Annotated in this window: 16 protein-coding genes; 6 read left to right on the top strand and 10 right to left on the bottom strand. The window is 67.9% G+C overall.

Annotated elements, in window-relative coordinates; translation table 11 throughout:
• Nucleotides 1-128: 128 nt before the first annotated feature.
• Complete coding sequence (locus AC06E7_RS03315; protein ID WP_478062983.1) at nt 129-3,479, bottom strand: GH92 family glycosyl hydrolase; 3,351 nt, start codon at nt 3,477-3,479, stop codon at nt 129-131.
• 325 nt (nt 3,480-3,804) lie between these two features.
• Between AC06E7_RS03315 and AC06E7_RS03310 the strand changes: the two genes are divergently transcribed.
• Genes AC06E7_RS03310 through AC06E7_RS03300 form a run of 3 tightly spaced genes read left to right on the top strand, consistent with a single transcriptional unit; the run spans nt 3,805 to nt 6,434 of the window.
• Nucleotides 3,805-4,002, top strand: coding sequence for a zinc-finger domain-containing protein (locus AC06E7_RS03310; protein ID WP_068853951.1), 198 nt, complete (start codon nt 3,805-3,807; stop codon nt 4,000-4,002).
• Between the two features lie 16 nt (nt 4,003-4,018).
• Nucleotides 4,019-5,131 carry a glycosyltransferase gene (locus AC06E7_RS03305; RefSeq protein ID WP_307106233.1) on the top strand — a complete coding sequence of 371 codons (1,113 nt, stop codon included), beginning with the start codon at nt 4,019-4,021 and terminating at the stop codon, nt 5,129-5,131.
• Entirely contained in the window at nt 5,112-6,434 is a 1,323-nt protein-coding gene (locus AC06E7_RS03300; RefSeq protein WP_478063618.1) for an O-antigen ligase family protein, read from the top strand. Before AC06E7_RS03305 ends, AC06E7_RS03300 begins: the two co-directional genes overlap by 20 nt.
• A gap of 105 nt (nt 6,435-6,539) precedes the next feature.
• Here AC06E7_RS03300 and AC06E7_RS03295 read toward each other — a convergent pair whose 3' ends face one another.
• Both AC06E7_RS03295 and AC06E7_RS03290 read right to left on the bottom strand, forming a co-directional pair.
• The gene (locus AC06E7_RS03295; protein ID WP_449324583.1) at nt 6,540-6,971 is read right to left on the bottom strand and encodes an REP-associated tyrosine transposase; all 432 of its coding nucleotides are present in this window, start codon (nt 6,969-6,971) and stop codon (nt 6,540-6,542) included.
• A gap of 147 nt (nt 6,972-7,118) precedes the next feature.
• A complete protein-coding gene (locus tag AC06E7_RS03290; protein WP_068853949.1) occupies nt 7,119-8,039 on the bottom strand; it encodes an LpxL/LpxP family Kdo(2)-lipid IV(A) lauroyl/palmitoleoyl acyltransferase in 921 nt (306 codons plus the stop codon).
• Between the two features lie 98 nt (nt 8,040-8,137).
• On the opposite strand from AC06E7_RS03290, the gene waaA reads away from it, so the two are divergent.
• Nucleotides 8,138-9,439, top strand: coding sequence for a lipid IV(A) 3-deoxy-D-manno-octulosonic acid transferase (gene waaA / locus AC06E7_RS03285; protein ID WP_184125520.1), 1,302 nt, complete (start codon nt 8,138-8,140; stop codon nt 9,437-9,439).
• A 48-nt stretch (nt 9,440-9,487) separates the two neighbouring features.
• On the opposite strand, the gene AC06E7_RS03280 is transcribed toward waaA, so the two are convergent.
• The 3 genes from AC06E7_RS03280 to AC06E7_RS03270 form a co-directional block, all read right to left on the bottom strand.
• The gene (locus AC06E7_RS03280) at nt 9,488-10,855 is read right to left on the bottom strand and encodes a TolC family outer membrane protein (protein WP_478062981.1); all 1,368 of its coding nucleotides are present in this window, start codon (nt 10,853-10,855) and stop codon (nt 9,488-9,490) included.
• Between the two features lie 16 nt (nt 10,856-10,871).
• Nucleotides 10,872-11,525, bottom strand: coding sequence for a protein-L-isoaspartate O-methyltransferase family protein (locus AC06E7_RS03275; RefSeq protein ID WP_478062980.1), 654 nt, complete (start codon nt 11,523-11,525; stop codon nt 10,872-10,874).
• A gap of 137 nt (nt 11,526-11,662) precedes the next feature.
• The gene (locus tag AC06E7_RS03270) at nt 11,663-12,334 is read right to left on the bottom strand and encodes a TetR/AcrR family transcriptional regulator (RefSeq protein ID WP_478062979.1); all 672 of its coding nucleotides are present in this window, start codon (nt 12,332-12,334) and stop codon (nt 11,663-11,665) included.
• Between the two features lie 123 nt (nt 12,335-12,457).
• On the opposite strand from AC06E7_RS03270, the gene AC06E7_RS03265 reads away from it, so the two are divergent.
• Nucleotides 12,458-13,588 (top strand): efflux RND transporter periplasmic adaptor subunit, encoded by a 1,131-nt coding sequence (locus AC06E7_RS03265; RefSeq protein ID WP_478062977.1) that lies wholly within the window; start codon nt 12,458-12,460, stop codon nt 13,586-13,588.
• Nucleotides 13,589-13,592: 4 nt separating this feature from the next.
• The gene (locus AC06E7_RS03260) at nt 13,593-16,766 is read left to right on the top strand and encodes an efflux RND transporter permease subunit (protein WP_478062975.1); all 3,174 of its coding nucleotides are present in this window, start codon (nt 13,593-13,595) and stop codon (nt 16,764-16,766) included.
• A 301-nt stretch (nt 16,767-17,067) separates the two neighbouring features.
• On the opposite strand, the gene leuB is transcribed toward AC06E7_RS03260, so the two are convergent.
• From leuB to AC06E7_RS03240, 4 genes are read right to left on the bottom strand one after another with little or no spacing between them, the layout of a single operon-like run.
• Nucleotides 17,068-18,129 carry a 3-isopropylmalate dehydrogenase gene (leuB, locus tag AC06E7_RS03255; RefSeq protein ID WP_478062973.1) on the bottom strand — a complete coding sequence of 354 codons (1,062 nt, stop codon included), beginning with the start codon at nt 18,127-18,129 and terminating at the stop codon, nt 17,068-17,070.
• Nucleotides 18,119-18,697: a 3-isopropylmalate dehydratase small subunit gene (gene leuD, locus AC06E7_RS03250; protein WP_478062972.1), complete on the bottom strand. Its 579-nt coding sequence runs from the start codon at nt 18,695-18,697 to the stop codon at nt 18,119-18,121. Before leuD ends, leuB begins: the two co-directional genes overlap by 11 nt.
• A complete protein-coding gene (leuC, locus tag AC06E7_RS03245; protein ID WP_478062971.1) occupies nt 18,697-20,118 on the bottom strand; it encodes a 3-isopropylmalate dehydratase large subunit in 1,422 nt (473 codons plus the stop codon). The genes leuD and leuC overlap by 1 nt, the downstream gene beginning before the upstream one ends.
• Nucleotides 20,119-20,166: 48 nt before the next feature.
• On the bottom strand, nt 20,167-20,949 hold the full coding sequence (locus AC06E7_RS03240) for a methyltransferase domain-containing protein (protein ID WP_478062969.1): 783 nt from the start codon (nt 20,947-20,949) through the stop codon (nt 20,167-20,169).
• Nucleotides 20,950-20,960 lie beyond the last annotated feature (11 nt).

Raw genomic sequence — 20,960 nt, 5'->3', positions numbered from 1 at the left:
CCCCCCCTCTGGAACAGCGCCATGCGCACTCGTCCTGCAAAGCGGTACTTCAAGCAGCTGTTCGCGTTGTATGCGGGTCTTGTAAGCGGCAGGTAAACCGAAAAGGGGGCGCATCGCGCCCCCTTTCTTCACGGCGCGGCCGGCGCGAGCAACTCCACTTCCGCCAGCTGCATCCGCCCCGGCCCTTCAATCCGCAACCGGTACTCGGCATAACGGCCCGGCTTGGCGATCCGGAACGGACGGGTCTGCTGCTGCCACTCGAACGTTTCACCGCTGCGCTGGTCCAGCGTGACCCAGCTGCCACCGGCCGTGCGTGCTTCCAGGGTCCAGTTGCCACCCCGGATCGGCGCATTGCCGCTGGTCAGGGTGTACATCGACGGCGTGCCGTCAGACACCCCGGTGAACACCACGCTGCCCTTGCCGCCGAACGGCACCACGGTGCCGGCGTCATCATCGGTCAGCGCCGCCAGCACCTTCCCATCATCCAGCTGCGCACGCGCGCCGCTACCCAGCAGGTCATGCAGAATCGCCGGGCGTTCACCGCGCGCGGTCAACGAGCGCGGCGCATCGTCCGGCCCGGTGCCCCACCTGGACGGCGCCGGACCCATCTCGAAGTCCAGCGTGGCGCCCTTGGCAATCACCTCATGCGGCACCCACGTTTTCGTCCACGGCTGGCCGTTGATCTTCAGAGACTGCACGTAGACGTTGCGGTCCGAATTTTCCGGGGCATTCACGGTCAGCACCGCGCCGCCCTGCAGTTCCACCTTGGCATGCCTGAACGCCGGCGAGCCGATCGCATATTCCGGCGAGCCCATGCGCAGCGGGTACAGGCCCAGCGAGGCCAGCACATACCACGCCGAGGTTTCGCCGTTATCCTCATCGCCCGGGTAGCCCTGGCCGATCTCGCTGCCCACGTACAGCCGCGACAGGATCTCGCGCACGTGCTGCTGGGTCTTCCACGGCTGCCCGGCGTACAGATACATCCACGGAATGTGGTGCGAGGGCTGGTTGCTGTGCGCGTACATGCCCATGCGCACATCGCGTGCTTCGGTCATTTCATGGATGGTGCCGCCGTAGGAACCGGAGAATTTCGGGTCGGCGGTTTCCGGGGTGCTGAAGAACGTATCCAGTTTTTCAGCCAGCTTTTCGCGGCCACCGTACAGGCCGGCCAGGCCTTCGCCATCGTGCGCGGCGGTGAAGGCGAACGTCCAGCCGTTGGATTCGGTGTAATCGTGGCCCCACACGCGCGCATCGTAGTCCTTCGCAGCCACGCGCCAGCTGCCATCGTCCTTGCGGCCCTGGAAGAAGCCGGCGGCCGGGTCGAACACGGTGGCGTAGGTGCCGGCGCGGGCGCGGAAATACGCCGCTTCGGTGCTGTAGCGCTCGCGTGCGGCGGGGCTGCCGGCGGTTTTCGCCAGCGCGGTGGCCATGTTGGCGATGCCGAAATCGTTGAGCGCGCCTTCCATCGTCCACGACATGCCTTCGTGCACGTCGGCGCTGGCGTAGCCACGGAACGTAGATTTATCCATGCCCTTGCGGCCGACATGGCGGTCCGGCGGCACCACGGTGGCGTTCTTCAATGCAGCCTGGTAGGCCTCATCCGGATCGAAGCCCTTGATGCCCTTGAGGTAGGCATCGGCAAAGGCCACGTCCGAACTGGTGCCCACCATCAGGTCGGCATAGCCCGGCGAGGACCAGCGCGCCACCCAGCCCCCGGCGCGGTACTGCTCCAGGAAGCCCTGCACCAGCTGCCCGGCATCGTCCGGGGTGAACAGTGCATACGCCGGCCAGGTGGTGCGGAAGGTGTCCCAGAAGCCGTTGTTGACGTACACCTTGCCATCGCGGATCGGTGCGAAGCTGCGCACCGCGCTGCCATCGGTGTTGTCGTCGGCGGCGCTGGCCTGGCTGGCGTAACGCCAGTCGGGGGCGGCAGCGGTACCGGCATTCTCAAACCCGGAATTCGGGTACAGGTAGAGGCGGTACAGGCTGGAATACAGCGTGGTCTTCTGGTCGTCGCTGGCCTGGCCGATGTCGAAGCGGGCCAGGCGCTGGTCCCAGGCGTCCTGTGCGCGGGCGGCGACGGTAGCGAGCGTGTCTTCAGCAGCCAGTTCCAGCGCCAGGTTGTGGCGGGCCTGCTCGACCGAGATCAGCGAGGTGGCGATGCGCATGGTCACCCGACGGTCGCTGCCCGGGTCGAACTTGATGTAGCCGGTGGGCCGGCCGCTGGCGATGGTGCCGCTGCTGCGCCAGGGTCGGTCGAAGCTGGCCACCACGTACATGCGGGTAGCGCCGTTGGACAAGCCGCTGCGCGTATCGGTGTAGCCCGACAGCGTCTGCGTGGCCGCATCCAGTTTCAGTCCGCCACGCGCGTCAACATTGTCGAACAGCAGGTTGGCATCGCCGTCCTTGGGGAAATCGAACTGGAACAGCGCGGCGTGGTCGGTCGGGGCGATGGCGGCGGCAATGCCGTTGTCGAAGCGCACCGCATAGCGGTACGGGCGCGCGCTTTCGTTGTCGCGCGAGAACGACAACGCACGCTTGGCGCGGTCCGCTTCCGGCACGCCACGGGTGGCCGACGGCATCACCTGGAAGGTCTGGCGGTCGCCCATCCACGGGCTGGGCTGGTGGCTCAGGGCCAGTGCCTGCAGCTGCGGGCGGTTGGCCGCGTTGTTCTGCTCGTTCCAGCGATACAGCCAGTTCAGCGCGCCGGCATCGGTCACCGGGGTCCAGAAGTTGAACCCGTGCGGCACCGCCGTGGCGGGGAAGTTGTTGCCGCGCGAGAAGGTGCCGTTGGCCTGGGTGCCGCGGGTGGTGAGCACCCAGTCGGACGGGCGGGCCGGGGCGGTGCGCGGCTGGCTGTCCAGGCGTACATCGTCGATCCAGCCGGACACCGGCGCGTTGGCGGCGCTGCCCAGATCCAGTTCGATGGCGACCACGCGACGGCCACGCAGTGCTTCAACATCGCCCAGGCGCACCGACTTGTGCGCCCACTGCTGCGGGTAGAGGGTCTTGGAATCCCCTTGGGCCTTGGCGCCGAGCGCAATGCCGTGCAGGTCGCGCGCGGCGCTGGCCGAGACCCGGCTGCCATCGTCCAGCACCAGATCCAGCGAAACGTAGGTGGAGGCCACCGTGTCTTCGCCCACGATCTCCGGCAGCACCAGCCAGGACAGCGTGGTGTCGGCGTCGATGGTTACATCGGTGGTGAACAGCGTGGTGGTGGCGGTGCCGCCGGCACTGGCGTAGTGCAGCGCACGCAGGCCGCTGTAGCCCACCTTGGGCTTGGCCGCATACGGCGCTTCCGGGCCCTTGCCGATCTTCACCTGCACGCCGCCCTTGCTGGCCTGCGGGGCGGGTTCGCCGGGCTCGAAGGAGGTCTGCACGCCCTGCGCGAAGACGGGCAGGGCAACCGGCGCGCAGGCCAGGGCGAGGGCCAGCGGAAGCAGGGCGAGGCGGGCAGGGCGGGGGTGCGGCAGGGTCATGCAGGGATCTCCCGGGTGGGACAGGCGGCAGGCGGAGCCCGCATCGGCGACCTCGGCAGACAGCACCGCGCCGGCCGCCTGGAAGGGCAGTCGAAGCGATGCAGGTCCGGCGGGGGACGGGCCATGCGATCGGGTGTTTGATCGGAACGCACCCGATCCTGCAACACCCGGAGCGGGCTTGGCAAGTGAAATTAGTTCGATCTAAACCCGGAAAAATCGCATATCGGCGTTTTCCCTGCGGCGTCCCGCACGGAACCGGCCGCGCCGCGCGCGGCGCCCCGGGTGCTAGAATCGAGCCCCTCGCAATTCCTTTCCGTGCCCCGCCATGAGCCATACCGCCACCGCGCCCGCCAATGCCGAAAAGCGTTACACCGTGCACCGCAGCGACCTGCCGCTGAGCTGCCCGACGCCGGAGATGGCGCTGTGGAACTCGCACCCGCGCGTGTACCTGCCGATCGAAGACGAGCCGAACTGCGAAGCCGCGTGCCCGTACTGCGGTTCGGTCTTCGTGCTGGCCGACTGAGCAGGCGGAACCGAACGTGCGCCGACTGACCGTGGTGCAGCTGCTGCCGGCGCTGCACTCCGGCGGGGTTGAGCGCTCGACGCTGGAAATTGCCGCCGCGCTGGTCGCGGCCGGGCACCGCGCCATCGTGGTCTCCGCCGGTGGGCGGCTGGTCGAGCCGCTGCTGGCCAGTGGCGCCGAACACCTCACCCTGGATATCGGCCGCAAATCGCTGTGGACGCTGCGCCACGTGCGCACGCTGCGCAACCTGCTGGCCGAAACCGGCGCGGACATCGTGCACGCGCGCTCGCGCCTGCCGGCCTGGCTGGGCTACTACGCCGTGCGCAACCTGCCGGCGGCCACCCGCCCGCACTGGGTGACCACCGTGCATGGCTTGAATTCGCCCAGCCGCTACAGCGCGGTGATGACCAGCGGCGAACGGGTCATCTGCGTGTCCAACTGCGTGCGCGAATTCGTGCTCCAGCATTACCCGAGCGTGCCCCCGGAGCGCCTGCAGGTGATTCCGCGTGGCGTGGATACCGCGCAGTTCCCCCGCGTGGGCCGCCAGGACCGGCGCCCGCGCCTGGCGGTGGCCGCGCAGCATCCAACGCTGGCCGGCGATGCGCCGCTGCTGTTGTTGCCGGGCCGTGGCACCCGCCTCAAGGGGCACCACCATGCGCTGGGGCTGCTGGCCGGGCTGCATGCGGCCGGGGTGCGGGCGCTGCTGTGGATGCCGGGCACCCGCGAGCCGGGGCGTGAGCGCTACGTGGCCGAGCTGGAGGCGCAGGCGCGCAGCCTGGGCATCGCCGATGCGGTGCTGATGACCGCGCCGACCTCGCGCATCGCCGAGGCCTACGCCGCCAGCGATCTGGTGCTGCAGCTGTCCGACAAGCCCGAGGCCTTTGGCCGCACCGTGGTCGAAGCGTTGTCGGTGGGCCGACCTGTACTGGGCTGGAACCAGGGCGGGGTGGGCGAGCTGCTGCAACACCTGCAGCCATCCGGCGCGGTACCCTTGGGCGACGCCGGGGCATTGCAGGCGCGCGCGCTGCAGTTGCTGGCGCAGCCGCCGTCGCTGCCCTCGCGTATTCCGTTCACCCTGCAGGCGATGCAACGTGACACGCTCCAGCTCTATACCTCCCTCGCTGGCTGAGCCGGTCAAGGCGCCCGGTTCGCCGGGCTTCCGCGCGGGCCGCTGGGCGCCGTGGTGGGTCATTGCATTCGTGGCACTGCTGCCGCTGCCCGGGATTGCCGAAACCGTACTGGGCCTGGGCGCGATCTACGCCGCCGCGCGCATGGTCCAGCTGCGCCTGCAGGGCAAGCAACGCATGCTCAGCAGCCCGGCCTGGGCGCTGACCAGCATCCTGTTCCTGGGCTACTGGCTGCCACAGGCGTTCTCCGCCTTCGATGCGATCGATCAGGGCGCGGCGTGGCGCAAGACCGCTGCGGGCCTGCGCTATTTACCCTTCATGTGGCTGGTGGCGATCGCGGTGGCCACGCCCGGGCGACGCGCACTGACCCTCAAAGGCATTGCGCTGATTACCGGGGTCTGGACGCTGGACGGACTGGCGCAGGCCGTACTCGGTACCAGCCCGCTGTTCTGGTCGATGGACCAGTTGAAGTGGGCGATCAGTGGGCATGGCTTGTGTTCACCGGCGGAGATGGCGGCAGCCGATCGCCTGAGCGGCGTGCTGGGGCCGTGCAATCTCAAATTCGGCCAGGTGCTGGCGAGCCTGTCACCGTTCCTGTTGTTTGCCGCCGCCGCGCGCTTCGGCCGTTGGGGCTGGATGCTGGTGGCGGCTGCCGTGGGCGTGGTGCTGGTGCTGGCCGGTTCGCGCGCGGCGTGGCTGACCTATGCGCTGGTGCTGGTGTTTTCCGGCTGGCGCCTGCTCGGCGCGCGCGGCCTGCTCGCGTGCCTGGCGGTGGGCCTGGTGGCGGCGGTGGCACTGGCCGCCGGCTCGCACCAGGTGCGCGATCGGTTGGAGCGTACCGCGATGGCGTGGGAAGGCGAGAGCGATGGCGTGAACCAGGCGTTGTCCGGGCGCGCGCAGATCTGGGCCGCGGCGGGCTGCATGATCGAGCAGCATCCGATCAACGGCGTAGGCGCACGGGGTTTCCGCGATGCCTACCCCGACTGCAATCCGCGGCCTGAAGAACAGGAAGTATGGGGCGCCGGCCCGGCGTTGCATGCGCACCAGATTCTGCTGGAGATCCTGGCCGAAACCGGCGTGCTCGGGTTGCTGCTATGGCTGGCGGCCGCAGCGCAGGCGTGGCGCGCGTGGCGCTTCGCACCACTGCCGGCACGCGAGCGCGCGCGCCCGTCGATGCTCGCCCTGGCGTTCACCGTGTTCCCGATCAACACCCACCTGGCGTTCTATTCCACCTTCTGGGGCGGCCTAACGCTACTGCTCGCCGCCCTCTACGCAGGCAGCCTGCTGGCCAGCGACGACCCGTAGAGCCACGCCCTGCGTGTCTCAAGCAACGTCAGCCACTTCGTAGAGACACGCCATGCGTGTCCGGCACGATCCCCGACACCCCGCGCAGACACGCATGGCGTGTCTCTACAGGCCTCTGCACCATGCGTAGGGATACTGGCCCGCTTGCTCCGCCAACCCTGCCCGCAACGGGTTGGCAACGATGTAACGTGCGGCCTGCAACAGCGATTCTTCCCGCCTCAACGCATGGTCGTGATACCCGCGCTGCCAGACCCGGTCGCCACCCATCAATCGGCTGCTGCGCGATTTGAAGATGTTCATGCAGGTGGCGAGGGTGCCGGATCTGAGTTCGATCAACCAATGCACGTGGTCGGGCATCACCACCCAGGCATGCGTGCGGCTGCGACCGCTGCGCTCCACGTGGCGTATTGCTTCGATGACGGCGTGGGCGTTCTCGGGCACCTCGAACCATGGTCGCCGATGGTGGGTGACCGTGGTGAGGATGTAGAGGGCCCCGACCGCCGACACCCGCCCGCGTTGAAGGCGTGAGCTGGACATGGGAGCAGGGTGGGGCCGTGGGTGCGGACCGGGTATCGGCAGAAGCCACAGCCCGGCGTAGGGGCACGCCTTGCGTGTCAGGGCGTCAGCGCGTGGTAGCCGGCAGTACGTGGGACACGCATGGCGTGTCGCTACGCGGGGCGCGCGTTATTTGTAGAAATCGCTGCGGCCGCCCGGTTGGCGCTTGAAGCGGCGGTGGATCCACAGGTACTGGTCAGGGGCCTCGCGCACCATTGCTTCGATGGCCTGGTTGACCCGTGCGGTATCGGCTTCCACATCTTCGCTGGGGAAGTTCTCCAGCGGCGCGCCGATCTTCAGGAAGTACTTCCCGCCTTCGCGGCGGTGGAAGTACGGAATCACCGCGCAACCGGTCATCCGCGCCAGCTGGTGGGTGGCGGTGATGGTCGAGGCGGTGTGCCCGAAGAACGGCACGAACACGGTGTCCTTGCCGCGCATGTCCTGGTCCGGCGCGTACCAGAGGAAGCCGCCCTTCTTCAGGTGACGCACGGTGGCGCGGATGTCCTCGTTGGCATACATCGCCTTGGCATAGCGCAGCCGGCCGAACTTCACCGCCCACTCGTACACCGGGTTGCGGTGCTTGCGGTACATGCCCGACAGGTCGACGTGGTCGCACAGCAGCCGCCCGCACATCTCCAGGGTCATGAAATGGCCCGATACCAGCAGCACGCCGCGGCCTTCGGCCTGCATGCGGTGCAGGTGCTCCAGGCCTTCCACCTGCACCTTCGGGCGGATGCTGTCGATGCTGCCCCACCAGGCCCGGGCGAATTCGAAAATGCCCACGCCCAACGCGTCGAAGCTGTCACGCAGCAGGCGCTGGCGCCAGGCGTCATCCTTCTCGGGGAAGCACAGCTTGAGGTTGACCTCGGCCGCGCGCCGGCGGCTGCTGGCCACATGGTAGGCCACGGTGCCCACGCCCCGGCCGAGCGCGCGCTGCAGGCCCCAGGGCAGCCGGGCGATCACGAAGGCGGCCAGGATGAAGGCGAAGGTCGGCCAATGGCGGGGATTGCGCAGGGACGGCCGGGTGGCGGTGGAAGCGTTATCTGACATGCCCCGATTCTAAGTCATGCGTCCCCGCAGGTGCGTCAGCGCGGGGATCGGCCCGCTCCTGCATGTTTTTCCCGGTGCCGCTCCCGTATCCTCTGCGCATGCGTAAAAGTCCCGTCGAATGGATCCTGCGCGGCCTGTATTCGGTCGTGCTGTACCTGTTGCTGCCCATCACCGTGTACCACCTGGTCTGGCGCGGATTCCGGGTGCGCGAGTACTTCCAGCGCTGGGACGAGCGCTACGCTTCCTACCCCGATTCCACCGCGCAGCCGCGGGTCTGGCTGCATGCGGTATCGGTGGGCGAGGTGAACGCGGCGGCGCCGCTGGTCAATGCGCTGCGCCAGCTGCGCCCGGACATCCGCTGGGTGATCACCACCATCACCCCGACCGGGTCGGAACGGGTGCGCTCGCTGTGGGGCGATGCGGTGGACCACGTGTACCTGCCCTACGACGTGCCGGGCAGCGTGGGCCGTTTCCTGGGCCACTTCAAACCCAGCCTGGCCCTGATCCTGGAAACCGAACTGTGGCCGAACCTGCTGTTCGGCTGCCGCGACCGTGGCATTCCGGTGTACATCCTCAATGCCCGGCTGTCGGCGCGCTCGCTGCGCGGTTACCGCCTGCTGCGCCCGCTGATCGGGCGCACGCTGCGCACTGTCACCTGCGTGGCCGCGCAGTCGGCCGACGACGCCGAGCGTTTCATCGAACTGGGCGCGCTGCCCGAACAGGTCAAGCCGCTGGGCAACCTGAAGTTCGACATCGCCACGCCGAACGTGCGCGAGTTCACCGCCGACTTCCATGCCGCCGTGCCCGGCACGCGCCCGGTATGGATCGCGGCCAGCACGCACGAAGGCGAGGAGCAGGCCACCATCGACCTGCACCGCCGCCTGCGCAGGGAAATCCCGAACCTGCTGCTGTTGTGGGCACCGCGCCATCCCGAGCGCTTCCCGCGCGTGGAAGCGCTGGCGCGCGAGCAGGGCTGGAAGGTCAGCACGCGCCGCCAGCAGCACTGGCCGCAGGCCGACAGCGACGTGTTCGTGATCGATACGCTGGGCGAACTGATGGCGTTCTATGGCTGCGCGCAGGTGGCCTTCGTTGGTGGCAGCCTGCAGCCGATCGGCGGGCACAACCTGCTCGAGCCGGCGGCGATGGGCACCGCCACGGTGACCGGCCCGCACCTGCACAACTTCGCCGAGATCTCACGGCGCATGCGCGAAGCGGGCGCTGTGTTGATTGCCGACGACGTGGCCGGGGTGGGCGACGCACTGCTTACCCTGCTGCGCGATCCGGAAGCACGGGAAGACATGGCCAGTGCAGGTTGCGCACTTGTCAGCAACGGACGTGGCGCGCTCAAACGCACGGTCGAATTGATCGCCCCGCAGCTCCCGCCGCCGCTGGACCCATGAAAAAAGCCACCCTTGCAGGTGGCTTTTTCGTTTCCGGTTACGCCTGGGTTACTGGCTGTTGACCGTGGTGCTGGGCGTCGCGGCCTGCTGGGTGAGCAGGCGGTTGATGTCCTGCAGTTCGGCGATGTCCAGCGTGCCGATCGCCTGGCCCAGCTGCAGGCGGTTCTGCAGGAAGGTGTAGCGGGCATTGGCGTACTCGAGCTGGGCCGAGAACAGGATGCGCTGGTTCTGGATCACGTCCAGCACGGTGCGGGTACCCACTTCCAGGCCGACCTGCGACGCGTCGTAGGCGCTCTGTGCCGAGACCACCGCCAGGCGGCGCGCTTCCACTTCGCTGATGCCGGCCACCAGGGTCTGGTAGGCGTTGCGGGTGTTGCGGTCCAGGGCGCGCTTCTGCTGCTCGTAGCCATCCTGGGCAATGTCACGCTGGGCCAGCGCCTGGCGCACGCCGGACTGGGTGGCGCCGCCGGAGAAGATCGGCACGCTCAGGGTCAGGCCGACGCTGTTGCTGCGCGCATCGGGGCTGAAGTTCGACCCGCTGCCGACCACGTCGCCCCAGCTGGCCTGGCGACCGACGCTGGCGCCGAGCGAGAGGGTGGGGAGGTGGCCCGCACGCGCCGCCGACACGCTGGCTTCCGCCGCGCTCACCTGCAGTTCCTGCGCCTTCAGCGCCGGGTTCTGGGCGACCGCCTCGTTGACCAGCTGGTCAACGGTGGCGTACTTGGCCGGCAGTTCCGGGCGGAAGTCGGCCGGCAGTGCACGCAGGTCGGTAACCGGCTGGCCGGTCAGTTCGGTCAGCGCCTGGTAGGCGTCGGCCAGGGTGTTCTGCGCGATGATCGTGTTGGCACGGGCCTGGTCGTACTGGGCGCGGGCTTCATGCACGTCGGTGATCGGGGCCAGGCCCACTTCCAGCCGCTTGTCGGCAAAGTCGAACTGCTTCTTTGCCGCCGCTTCGTTGGTCTGCGCCGCCGACAGCGATTCAATGCCCACCAGCACGTTGAAGTACGCCGCCGAGGTGCGCACGATCAGGTCGTCGTTGGCCGAATCCAGGTTGAAGTCGGCCGCCTTGCTGAGCTCGCGCTGCGCACGCAGGTTGGCGAACTGGGTGAAGTTGACCAGCGTCTGCGAACCACTGATACCGTAATTGCGGTTCTTGGTGGTGTACGAGGTGGAACTCACATCGTGGTTCGGGTTGGTGCGGTTGCGGGTGAGCGAGGCTTCGCCATTGATCTGCGGCAGCAGCGCGGCACGGGCCTGCACGGCGCCTTCCTTGTCGAACAGACGGGTCGATTCAGCCGCAGACAGCTGCGGATCGCCGTTGCGCGCCATTTCGTAGACCTGCAGCAGGTCGGCGGCAGAGGCGGTCATGGGCAGCAGGGCGGCGGCCAGCGCAATAGCGAGGTATCGGCGGATCATTGCGGCTTCCTTGGACTCAGAGGTGGAACTGGGGTGCCGGCGCGGCACCGCGCAGGTAATCGATATCGGTTTCAAACAGCGAATCGCTGATGCTGCCATCGGTCTTGACCAGCACCGCTTCCATTGCCGGCGAATGGCCACGGATCACGAACAGGCGGCCACCACCGGTACGCAGCCACTGGGTGAAGCGGGCGGGGATGGTCTCCACCGCGCCGGTGACGCAGATGGCATCGAAGCGGCGCTCGGTATCCCAGGTCAACGCGTCGGCGGTTTCAATGCGGACATTGGTGCCCAGGCCGGTTGAATCCAGGCGCGCACGCGCGGCCACGGCCAGTTCCGGGTCGATTTCCAGGCTCAGCACTTCGCGCGCCAGGGCGCCCATGCAGGCGCTGAGGTAGCCGCTGCCGGTGCCGATTTCAAGGACTTCATCGCCCGGCTGCAGGTTCAGCGCCTGCAGGGTGCGGCCTTCGATGACCGGCTTCATCATCTTCTGGCCGTTACCAAGCGGCAGCTCGACATCGGTATAGGCGAGGGTACGGTTCGCATCGGCGACGAACGCCTCGCGCGGCAAACGTGCCAGTACGTCGAGCACACGGATGTCCAGCACGTCCCAGGGACGGATCTGCTGTTCAACCATCAGTTCGCGGGCGTGGGCGTAATCGATCGTCATGAGGTTCTTAATCCAGCGCAGTGGGCCGGCCATTTTACCGGTGCCGGGAGCCGGCGGCGCGCTGAGAGCATCGCTGCCGTCGCGCCGGGGTCGCAGTGCCGGAAGTCACCGCGACCTCCGGTCCATTCATGTTGTCATCACCGCCCGGGGCGGGTGGCGTAAGCCCTCAGGAAGAAGGTCACGCTGGCCTCGACATGGGCGTCGGCGTCGCACTCGGCCGGGGCCGTTCGCAGCCCGCACATCATATGCGTATGCAGCTCACCTTTGATGAGGGTGAAGAACTGCAGGGCGGCGGTCTGGAAGTCGCTGATCTCCAGTTCGCCACGCTCGGTGCGGGCCCGCAGGAATTCGGCCAGGGCATCGCTGGTGCGCTGCGGGCCGGCTACCCAGAACATCTCGCGGATACGGTCGTCGGTATCGGGGGCCATCATCACCCGCTGCACGGCCACGGCCGCCGGCGAGGTGATCATGGTGAAGAAGGCCCGGCCGATGCCCAGCAGCTGCTCGCGCAGCGCGCCATCGGCGTCGGTGACGAACAGCGCGTCCGGCAGCATCTCGACGCAGGTTGACTTCACAGCTTCGGTGAAAAGCGTCTCTTTGTCGCCGAAATGGCTGTAAACGGTCAGCTTGGACACGCCGGCCTGGGCCGCGATGCTGTCCATGCTGACGCCGCCATACCCCTGATCCACGAACAATGCCTTGGCCGCATCAAGGATGGCCGCGCGCTTGCCCAGATCCTTGGGACGGCCGGGCCCGGCTGCCTTGGCGGCAGGCTTGGACGGCACGGCGGAAGTGGTCGGATCGGTCATGCAAACAATACTAGACCAATCGGTTCGATATTTATACTATACCGACTGGTTCACTATTAGCCGTCATGGAATAGAGTGTTGCTTCCAGACGGTTTCCCCCGGCAATTCAAGGTCCAGGACCTCATGAACAACTTGCGATGGATGGGCGGTAGCCTGCTGGCGTTGATGCTGGCGGCGTGTGGCAAACAGGACGCCGAGCCGGCCGCGCCGATCCCGGTGCTGGTGGTGCAGCCGGGCACGGTGAGCGGCCAGGAAGTGGCGGCCTACCCGGGCGAGGTGCATGCACTGCAGGAAAGCCCGCTGTCGTTCCGGGTCGGGGGCAACCTGGTCAAGCGGCATGTCGATGCCGGCCAGCGCGTGCGCAAGGGCGACCTGCTGGCCGAACTGGATGCCGCCGATTTCGCCTCGCAGGCAAGCGCCTCGCAGGCGCAGCTGGCCGCAGCCGAAGCCGACCTGGTGCGCGCCCGCGATGACCAGAAGCGCTACGCGAAGCTGGCCGAGCAGCAGCTGGTCAGCCAGTCCACCCTGGATGCACAGACCGCCGCGTTCAAGGCCGCGCAGGGCCAGGCCAATGCCGCCCGCGCCAACCTGGCGGTGGCCCGCAACCAGACCGGTTACGCGCAGCTGCGCGCGCCGGCCGACGGCGTGATCGCCAGCCGCCAGGCTGAAGCCGGGCAGGTGGTCGGTGCCGGGCAGACGGTGTTCACCCTGGCCGCCGACGGCGGCCGCGAGGTGCTGATCGCGCTGCCGGAAAGCAACATCCGCGATTACCAGGTCGGCCAGGAGGTGCAGGTGGAGCTGTGGAACAGGCCGGGCCAGATGCTGCCGGGCACGATCCGCGAGATCGCCCCGGCCGCCGATGCGCAGGCGCGTACCTACGCTACCCGGGTCAGCCTGGCGCCGGAAGCGGCCGCTGAAGTGGAGCTGGGCCAGAGCGCGCGCGTGTTCGCTGCCGCCGGCCGAAACGGCACGCTGCAGCTGCCGCTGGGCGCGGTGCTGCGCGGCGCCGATGGCAAGGCCAGCGTGTGGGTGGTGAACCCGTCCAATGGCGCGATCAAGGCCACGCCGGTCACCGTGGGGGCTTATGGCCCCGACGCGGTGCCGGTGCTGTCCGGCGTGGCCGCGCAGGATTGGGTGGTGGCCGCCGGTGGTCACCTGCTGCGCGACGGCCAGGCGGTCACCCCGGTGGACCGGCAGAACCGTCCGGTGCTGAAGCCGGCCGCCGCGCCCGCTGCCACGGCCAAGGGGCACTGACCCCGTGCGCCGCTTCAATCTTTCCGAATGGGCGCTGGGCAACCGCGCGCTGGTGCTGTTCGCGATGCTGGCCTTCGCGATCATCGGGGCGTGGTCGTACAAGCACCTGGGCCAGTCCGAGGATCCGCCGTTTACCTTCAAGGTGATGGTGGTGCGCACGATGTGGCCGGGTGCCACCGCCGAGCAGGTCTCGCGGCAGGTGACCGAGCCGATCGAGAAGGCATTGCTCAACACCGGGCAGTACGAGTTCATCCGCTCGTATTCGCGCCCCGGCGAATCGCAGGTGATCTTCGTGGCCCGCGACAGCCTGCGCTCCAAGGCGATTCCCGACCTGTGGTACCAGGTGCGCAAGCGCGTGGGCGACATCAAGGCGACCCTGCCGCGCGAAATCGTCGGCCCGTTCTTCAACGATGAGTTCGGCGATACCTTCGGCAACATCTACGCGTTGACCGGGCAGGGCTTCGACTACGCGGTGATGCGCGATTACGCCGACCGCATCCAGCTGGAACTGCAGCGGGTGCCGGACGTGGGCAAGATCGAACTGGAAGGCCTGCAGGACGAGAAGGTCTGGATCGAGCTGTCCAACACCAAGCTGGCCACCCTCGGCGTGTCGCTGCAGCAGGTGCAGCAGGCGCTGGCCGACCAGAACGCGATTGCCGCCACCAGCTTCTTTGAAACCCCCACCGACCGCGTGCAGCTGCGCGTGACCGGCCAGTTCCAGAGCGTGGACGACATCCGCCGCTTCCCGATCCAGGCCGGCGACCGCACCGTGCACCTGGGCGACATCGCCGAGGTCAAGCGCGGCTTCGCCGACCCGGCCTCGCCGAAGATGCGCTTCATGGGCGAAGACGCCATCGGCATCGCGGTGGCGATGAAGGACGGCGGCGACATCCTCAAGCTTGGCGCCACGCTGGATGCCGAGTTCGAACGCCTGCAGAAAACGCTGCCGGCCGGCATGCAGCTGCGCAAGGTCTCGGACCAACCGCACGCGGTGGAAGAATCGGTGGGCGAGTTCGTGCAGGTGCTCACCGAAGCGGTGGTGATCGTGCTGCTGGTGAGCTTCTTCTCGCTGGGCCTGCGTACCGGTCTGGTGGTGGGCGTGACCATTCCGCTGGTATTGGCGATGACGTTCTTCGTCATGCACTACTTCGACATCGGCCTGCACAAGATCTCGCTCGGCGCGCTGGTGCTGGCGCTGGGCCTGCTGGTGGACGATGCGATCATCGCGGTGGAGATGATGGCCACCAAGATGGAGCAGGGCTACGACCGCCTGCGCGCGGCCAGCTTCGCCTGGGAAAGCACGGCATTCCCGATGCTGACCGGTACGCTGATCACCGCGGCCGGCTTCCTGCCGATCGCCACGGCCGCGTCCAGCACCGGTGAATACACCCGTTCGCTGTTCCAGGTGGTGACCATCGCACTGGTGGTGTCGTGGATCGCGGCGGTGCTGTTCATTCCGTACCTGGGCGACAAGATGCTGCCGGACCTGTTCAATCCGCAGCCGCCCAAGCCGGACAGCCTGGCCGGGCGCTGGCGCGCCAGGCGCCTGCAGTGGGCCGAACGCCACCCGGCGTTCGCGCGCTGGATCGCGCCGAAGGAGCTGGCGCACGATCACGACCCGTACCAGCGGCCGTTCTACACGCGCTTCCGCCGCTTCCTGGATGCATGCCTGCGCCACCGCTGGTGGGTGATCGCGGCCACGGCCGCGCTGTTCGTGTTCTCGCTGCTGATCTTCCGCTTCGTGCCCCAGCAGTTCTTCCCGGATTCGACCCGCCCGGAACTGATGGTGGACATCGAACTGGCCGAAGGCGCCTCGCTGCAGGCCACCCAGGCCCAGGCGAGCAAGCTGGAGAAGCTGCTGAAGGGGCGCGACGGCATCAGCAACTACGTGGCCTACGTGGGCACCGGTTCGCCGCGCTTCTACCTGCCGCTGGACCAGCAGCTGCCGGCGACCAACTTCTCGCAGTTCGTGGTGCTGACCGAAAACGCCGAGGCACGCGAGGCCACGCGCGATTGGCTGCTGAAGAAGGTCATTCCGCAGTTCCCGGACGTGCAGATGCGCGTGACCCGGCTGGAGAACGGCCCGCCGGTCGGCTACCCGGTGCAGATGCGCATTTCCGGCGAGCACATCGAGCAGGTGCAGGCGATCGCGCGCAAGGTGGAAGCCAAGGTGCGCGAGAACCCGCACGTGATGAACGTGAACCTGGACTGGAGCGAGCCGAGCAAGGTGGTGCGGCTGGTGATCGACCAGGACCGTGCGCGCGCGCTGGGCGTAAGCAGTACGCAGGTGAGCCAGCTGCTGGGCACGTCGTTGTCGGGCATGAGCGTGAGCACCTACCGCGAGGGCAACCGCCTGATCGAGATGCTGCTGCGCGGGCCGGACAACGAGCGCGTGCGCCTGGACATGCTGGGCAGCCTGGCCATTCCCACGGCAAGCGGTACTTCGGTGACGCTGTCGCAGGTGGCGCGCCTGGAGTACGTGTTCGAGGACGGCATCATCTGGCACCGCAACCGGTTGCCGACGGTGACGGTGCGCGCGGATATCGGTGATGGCAGCCAGGCGCTGGACGTGGTGCAGCAGATCCTGCCGACGCTGGAAGGCATCCGTGCCGAGCTGCCGTCCGGCTACCTGCTGGAAACCGGCGGCACGGTGGAAGATTCGGCACGCGGCCAGAACTCGATCAAGGCCGGCATGCCGCTGTTCCTGATCGTGGTGGCCACGCTGCTGATGCTGCAGCTGCGCAGCTTCTCGCGTGCGGCGATGGTGCTGGTGACCGCGCCGCTGGGCATCATCGGGGCAACGCTGTTCCTGCTGCTGTTCCGCGCGCCGTTCGGGTTCGTGGCGCTGCTGGGCACCATCGCGCTGGCGGGCATGATCATGCGCAACTCCGTGATCCTGATCGACCAGATCCAGCAGGACATCGACGCCGGCCACGACCGCTGGCACGCGATCATCGACGCCACCGTGCGCCGCTTCCGTCCGATCGTGCTGACCGCGCTGGCTGCGGTGCTGGCGATGATCCCGCTGTCGCGTAGCGCGTTCTACGGCTCGATGGCGATTTCGATCATGGGCGGGTTGATTGTCGGCACCGTGCTGACGCTGGTGTTCCTGCCGGCGCTGTACGCGGCATGGTTCCGGGTGAAGCCGGATGAAGCGGGCAAAACGTCGGCGCCTTGATCGTTACGTAGCTGGGAGGAAGATGGGCAGCCCCTCGGGGGGCTGCCCGCCGGCCGCCCCAGACAGATGGTCGTGGGCGGACGGTTGCGGGCGGAGGGTAGGGTCGGTTCCCAAACGAATGCACGGAACGGATCAATGCCCGGTAACGCATGGAAATGATCGACCCAGGCGTTTGATGTTGCGCACTCGCCGGCATGCAAGCGCATCTTCGGTGGGGGTTCATGCGTTCCCGCGCCGATCAACCTTATCGGCAGTCGTTTGGGAACCGACCCTACCCGGGCCCGCGTCCGGCTATTGGACGTCAGCCCAGCCGGGCCAGTACAGCGTCGGTTGCCTGCGAAGTCGAAACAGCCTGGCCTTTAGCAGCCAAGTCAGCAGTAAACACCCCGTCATCCAACGCCGCATGCACCGCCGCCTCAACGGCAGCCGCTTCAGCTTCCAACCCCAACGAATGCCGCAGCAGCATCGCAGCGCTGAAGATGGTGGCGTACGGGTTGGCGATGCCCTTGCCGGCGATATCCGGCGCAGACCCGTGGATCGGCTCGTAGATGCCGACCGCGCCTGGCTCGCCCAACGACGCCGACGGCAGCAGGCCGAGCGATCCGGCCAGCATCGAGGCCTCATCGGTGAGGATGTCGCCGAACATGTTCTCGGTCACGATCACGTCGTACTCGCGCGGCTTGGCCAGCAGGTGCATGGCCATTGAATCCACCAGCTGGTGCTCCAGCGCGATCTCCGGGAACTCCTCGCGGCCGACGCGGGCCGCCACGTCACGCCACAGGCGCGAGGTTTCCAGCACGTTGGCCTTGTCCACCGAGGTGACCTTGCCACGGCGCTGCCGTGCCAGCCGGAACGCACTGCGCATCACCCGCTCGATCTCGCCCACGCTGTAGCTGCACAGGTCGCTGGCGCTGTCGGCCGTACGGGTCTTCTCACCGAAATAGATGCCGCCGGTGAGCTCGCGCACCACCACGAAGTCCACGCCTTCCAGCAGCTCCGCCTTGATCGGCGACGCGCCCAGTGCCGCGGGGTGGGTGCGCACTGGGCGCAGGTTGGCATACAGGCCCAGCGCCTTGCGGATTGCCAGCAGGCCCTGTTCCGGGCGCACTTTCGCGTTCGGATCGGACCACTTCGGCCCGCCCACCGCGCCCAGCAGGATCGCATCGGCCTGGCGGCAGGCGTCGAGCGTGGCCGCCGGCAGCGGCTCGCCGTGGCGGTCGATGGCGATACCACCGATATCCTGTTCGCTGAAACGGAAGGTATGGGCAAAGCGTTCGGCCACCGCGCCCAGCACCGCAACCGCGGCCGCAGCGACTTCCGGACCAATGCCATCACCGGGCAATACGACAATCTCAGCGTGCATGTTCACTCTCGTAACGTTCAATGTCAGGGGTGCGACCCAACAGATACCCCAACTGGTCCACGCCTTCCAGCAGGCAGGTCTGCGAGAAGCCGTCCAGCGGGAACGAATACACCCGGCCATCGGGCGTGCGCAGCTCGCGCCCGGCGATGTCCACGGTCAAAGCATCGTCCGGGCGCTGCATCAGCGTCTGCACGTCGGCTTCGTCGAGCACGATCGGCAGCAGCCCGTTCTTCAGCGCATTGCCGCGGAAGATGTCGGCGATTTCGCTGCTGACAATCGCACGCAGACCCAGGTCGGCCAGTGCCCACGGCGCGTGTTCGCGGGAGGAGCCACAGCCGAAGTTGCGCCCGGCCAGCAGGATGCTGCGCCCGGCGTTGTGCGGCTGGTTGAAGGCAAAGCCCGGGTTCGGGCTGCCATCGGCCTGCCAGCGCCAGTCGTTGAAGGCGTGCTTGCCCAGCCCGGCGCGTTCGGTGGTGGACAGGAACCGCGCCGGAATGATCTGGTCGGTGTCGATGTTGGTCTCGCGCAGCACCACGCTGGTCGAGGTCAGGCTACGGAAGCCGCTCATCAGGCCACCTCCTGGCTGGCATACAGTTCACGCGGGTCGGCCACCCGGCCGTTCACCGCTGCCCAGGCGGCCGTCATCGGCGAGGCCAGCAGCGTGCGCGAGCCCGGGCCCTGGCGGCCTTCGAAATTGCGGTTGCTGGTGCTCACCGCCAGCTGGCCGGGGGCGACCAGGTCGCCGTTCATCGCGATGCACATCGAACAGCCCGGCTCGCGCCATTCGGCACCGGCCGCGCGCACGATGGCATCAATGCCTTCGGCTTCGGCCTGGCGCTTGACGATCTCCGAGCCCGGCACCACCAGCATGCGCACGCCGTTGGCCACGCGCCGGCCCTGCAGCACCTGCGCTACTTCGCGCATGTCGCTCAGCCGGCCGTTGGTGCATGAGCCGACGAACACCACGTCCACCGGCGTACCGGCCAGGGTCTGCCCGGCGTGGAAGTGCATGTAGTCCAGGCCCTTCTGGTCGGCCGCGTCGTTGGCCGCCGGGATCGGGGCGTCCACCGCGATGGCCGTGCCCGGGTGGGTACCCCAGGTCAGGGTCGGACGGATGTCTGCCGCATCGATGTGTACCTCCACGTCGAAGCGCGCGCCGGCGTCGCTGCGCAGCTGCTTCCACTGCGCCACGGCGATGTCGAACTCCCCGCCCTTGGGGCCGCGCGGGGTGTTGGCCACCCAGTCGAAGGTGACCTGGTCCGGCGCGACCATGCCCGCACGCGCGCCCGCTTCAATCGACATGTTGCACAGGGTCATGCGCTGCTCCATGTCCATCGCGGTGATCGCGCTGCCACGGAACTCCAGCACATGGCCGGTGCCGCCGTTGACCCCGATCACCCCGATGATGTGCAGCACCACGTCTTTGGCGCCCACGCCTGGCGCCAATGCGCCATCGACGGTGATCGCCATGGTCTTCGCTTTGCGCTGCAGCAGGCACTGGGTGGCCAACACGTGGCCCACTTCGCTGGTGCCGATGCCGAACGCCAGCGCGCCGAACGCACCGTGGGTGGAGGTATGGCTGTCGCCGCACACGATGGTCATGCCCGGCTGGGTGAAGCCCTGCTCGGGTGCGATCACGTGCACGATGCCGCGGTTGGCCGACTGCAGGTCGAACAGCTCGATGCCATGCTCGGCGCAGTTGCGTGCCAGCATCGTCACCTGCGCTTCCGAAGCGGCGCTGGCATACGGCAGCTTGCCGTCGGCGCCGGCCGGCAGGGTCGGGGTGGAGTGATCCATGGTGGCCTTGGTCCGGTCCGGGCGGCGCGGCGACAGCCCGCGCTCGCGCAGTTCGGTGAAGGCCTGCGGCGAGGTCACTTCGTGGATCAGGTGCAGGTCGATGTACAGCACGGCGGGCGCGCTGTCCGATTCGGGCACGACCACGTGGGCGTCCCACAGTTTGTCGTACAGGGTGCGGGGAGCTGGGGTCATGGAATGGCCTTGCTGTGGTTCATGTGACGATAGGGCGGTTCGGGTCGGTCAGGAAATGCGCAGCCGCGCGTCGAAGCGCAGCCGCACGTAATCGGCGGTCCATTGGCCGTGCTTGTCGCGCTGGGCCGGGGCGAGCAGTGCCACGGCGTCGTCCAGCACGCGTTGGCGCTGGCTGGCCTCCAGACCGACCAGGAACGGCGAGGCGAAGGTGCGCAGCCAGCCCTGCATGCCGGTGGGCAGCACGGTCGGGCGCGCCAGGCATTCGATATGGCGCACCTGGAAACCGTGCGCGCGCAGGCGGTCGGCGTACGCGTCCGCGCTGGGGAAATACCACGGGAACGCCGGCAACGCATGGCCATTGCTGCACAGCGCGGCCTGCAGCGCGCTGGTGATGGCGGCCACGTTGCCCTGGCCGCCCATCTCGGCGACGAAGCGGCCACCAGGGCGCAGCGCACGGCGCACGCCGTCGATCACCTTGTCCGGTTCGCGCATCCAGTGCAGCGCGGCGTTGCTGAACACCGCATCGAAGCGGTGCGCGAAGGTCATCGCATGGGCGTCCATCAGCTGCGCGTCGATGCCGCGGGCGCGCGCGGCGCCGATCAGCTCGGGCGAACTGTCCACGCCGGTCACATGCGCACCACTCAGTGCCAGGTCGAAGCTCAGCACGCCATCGCCGCAGCCCAGGTCGAGGATCCGCTCGCCGCGCTGCGGGTCGAGCAGGCGCGCCACCGCACCGCCAAGCAGCGGCACGAAGCCGGCGTCGATGGCGTAGTCGTGCGCGTTCCAGTGCTGGGAAACGTCGGCGGTGTAGGGGCTGTCGAAGGCACTCATGCGGGGGTTCC

This window comes from Stenotrophomonas sp. Steno-Z4 (genome assembly GCF_056393145.1).
The sequence above is the reverse complement of the archived record's forward strand: the minus strand, read 5'-3'. Positions and strand labels throughout refer to the sequence as shown.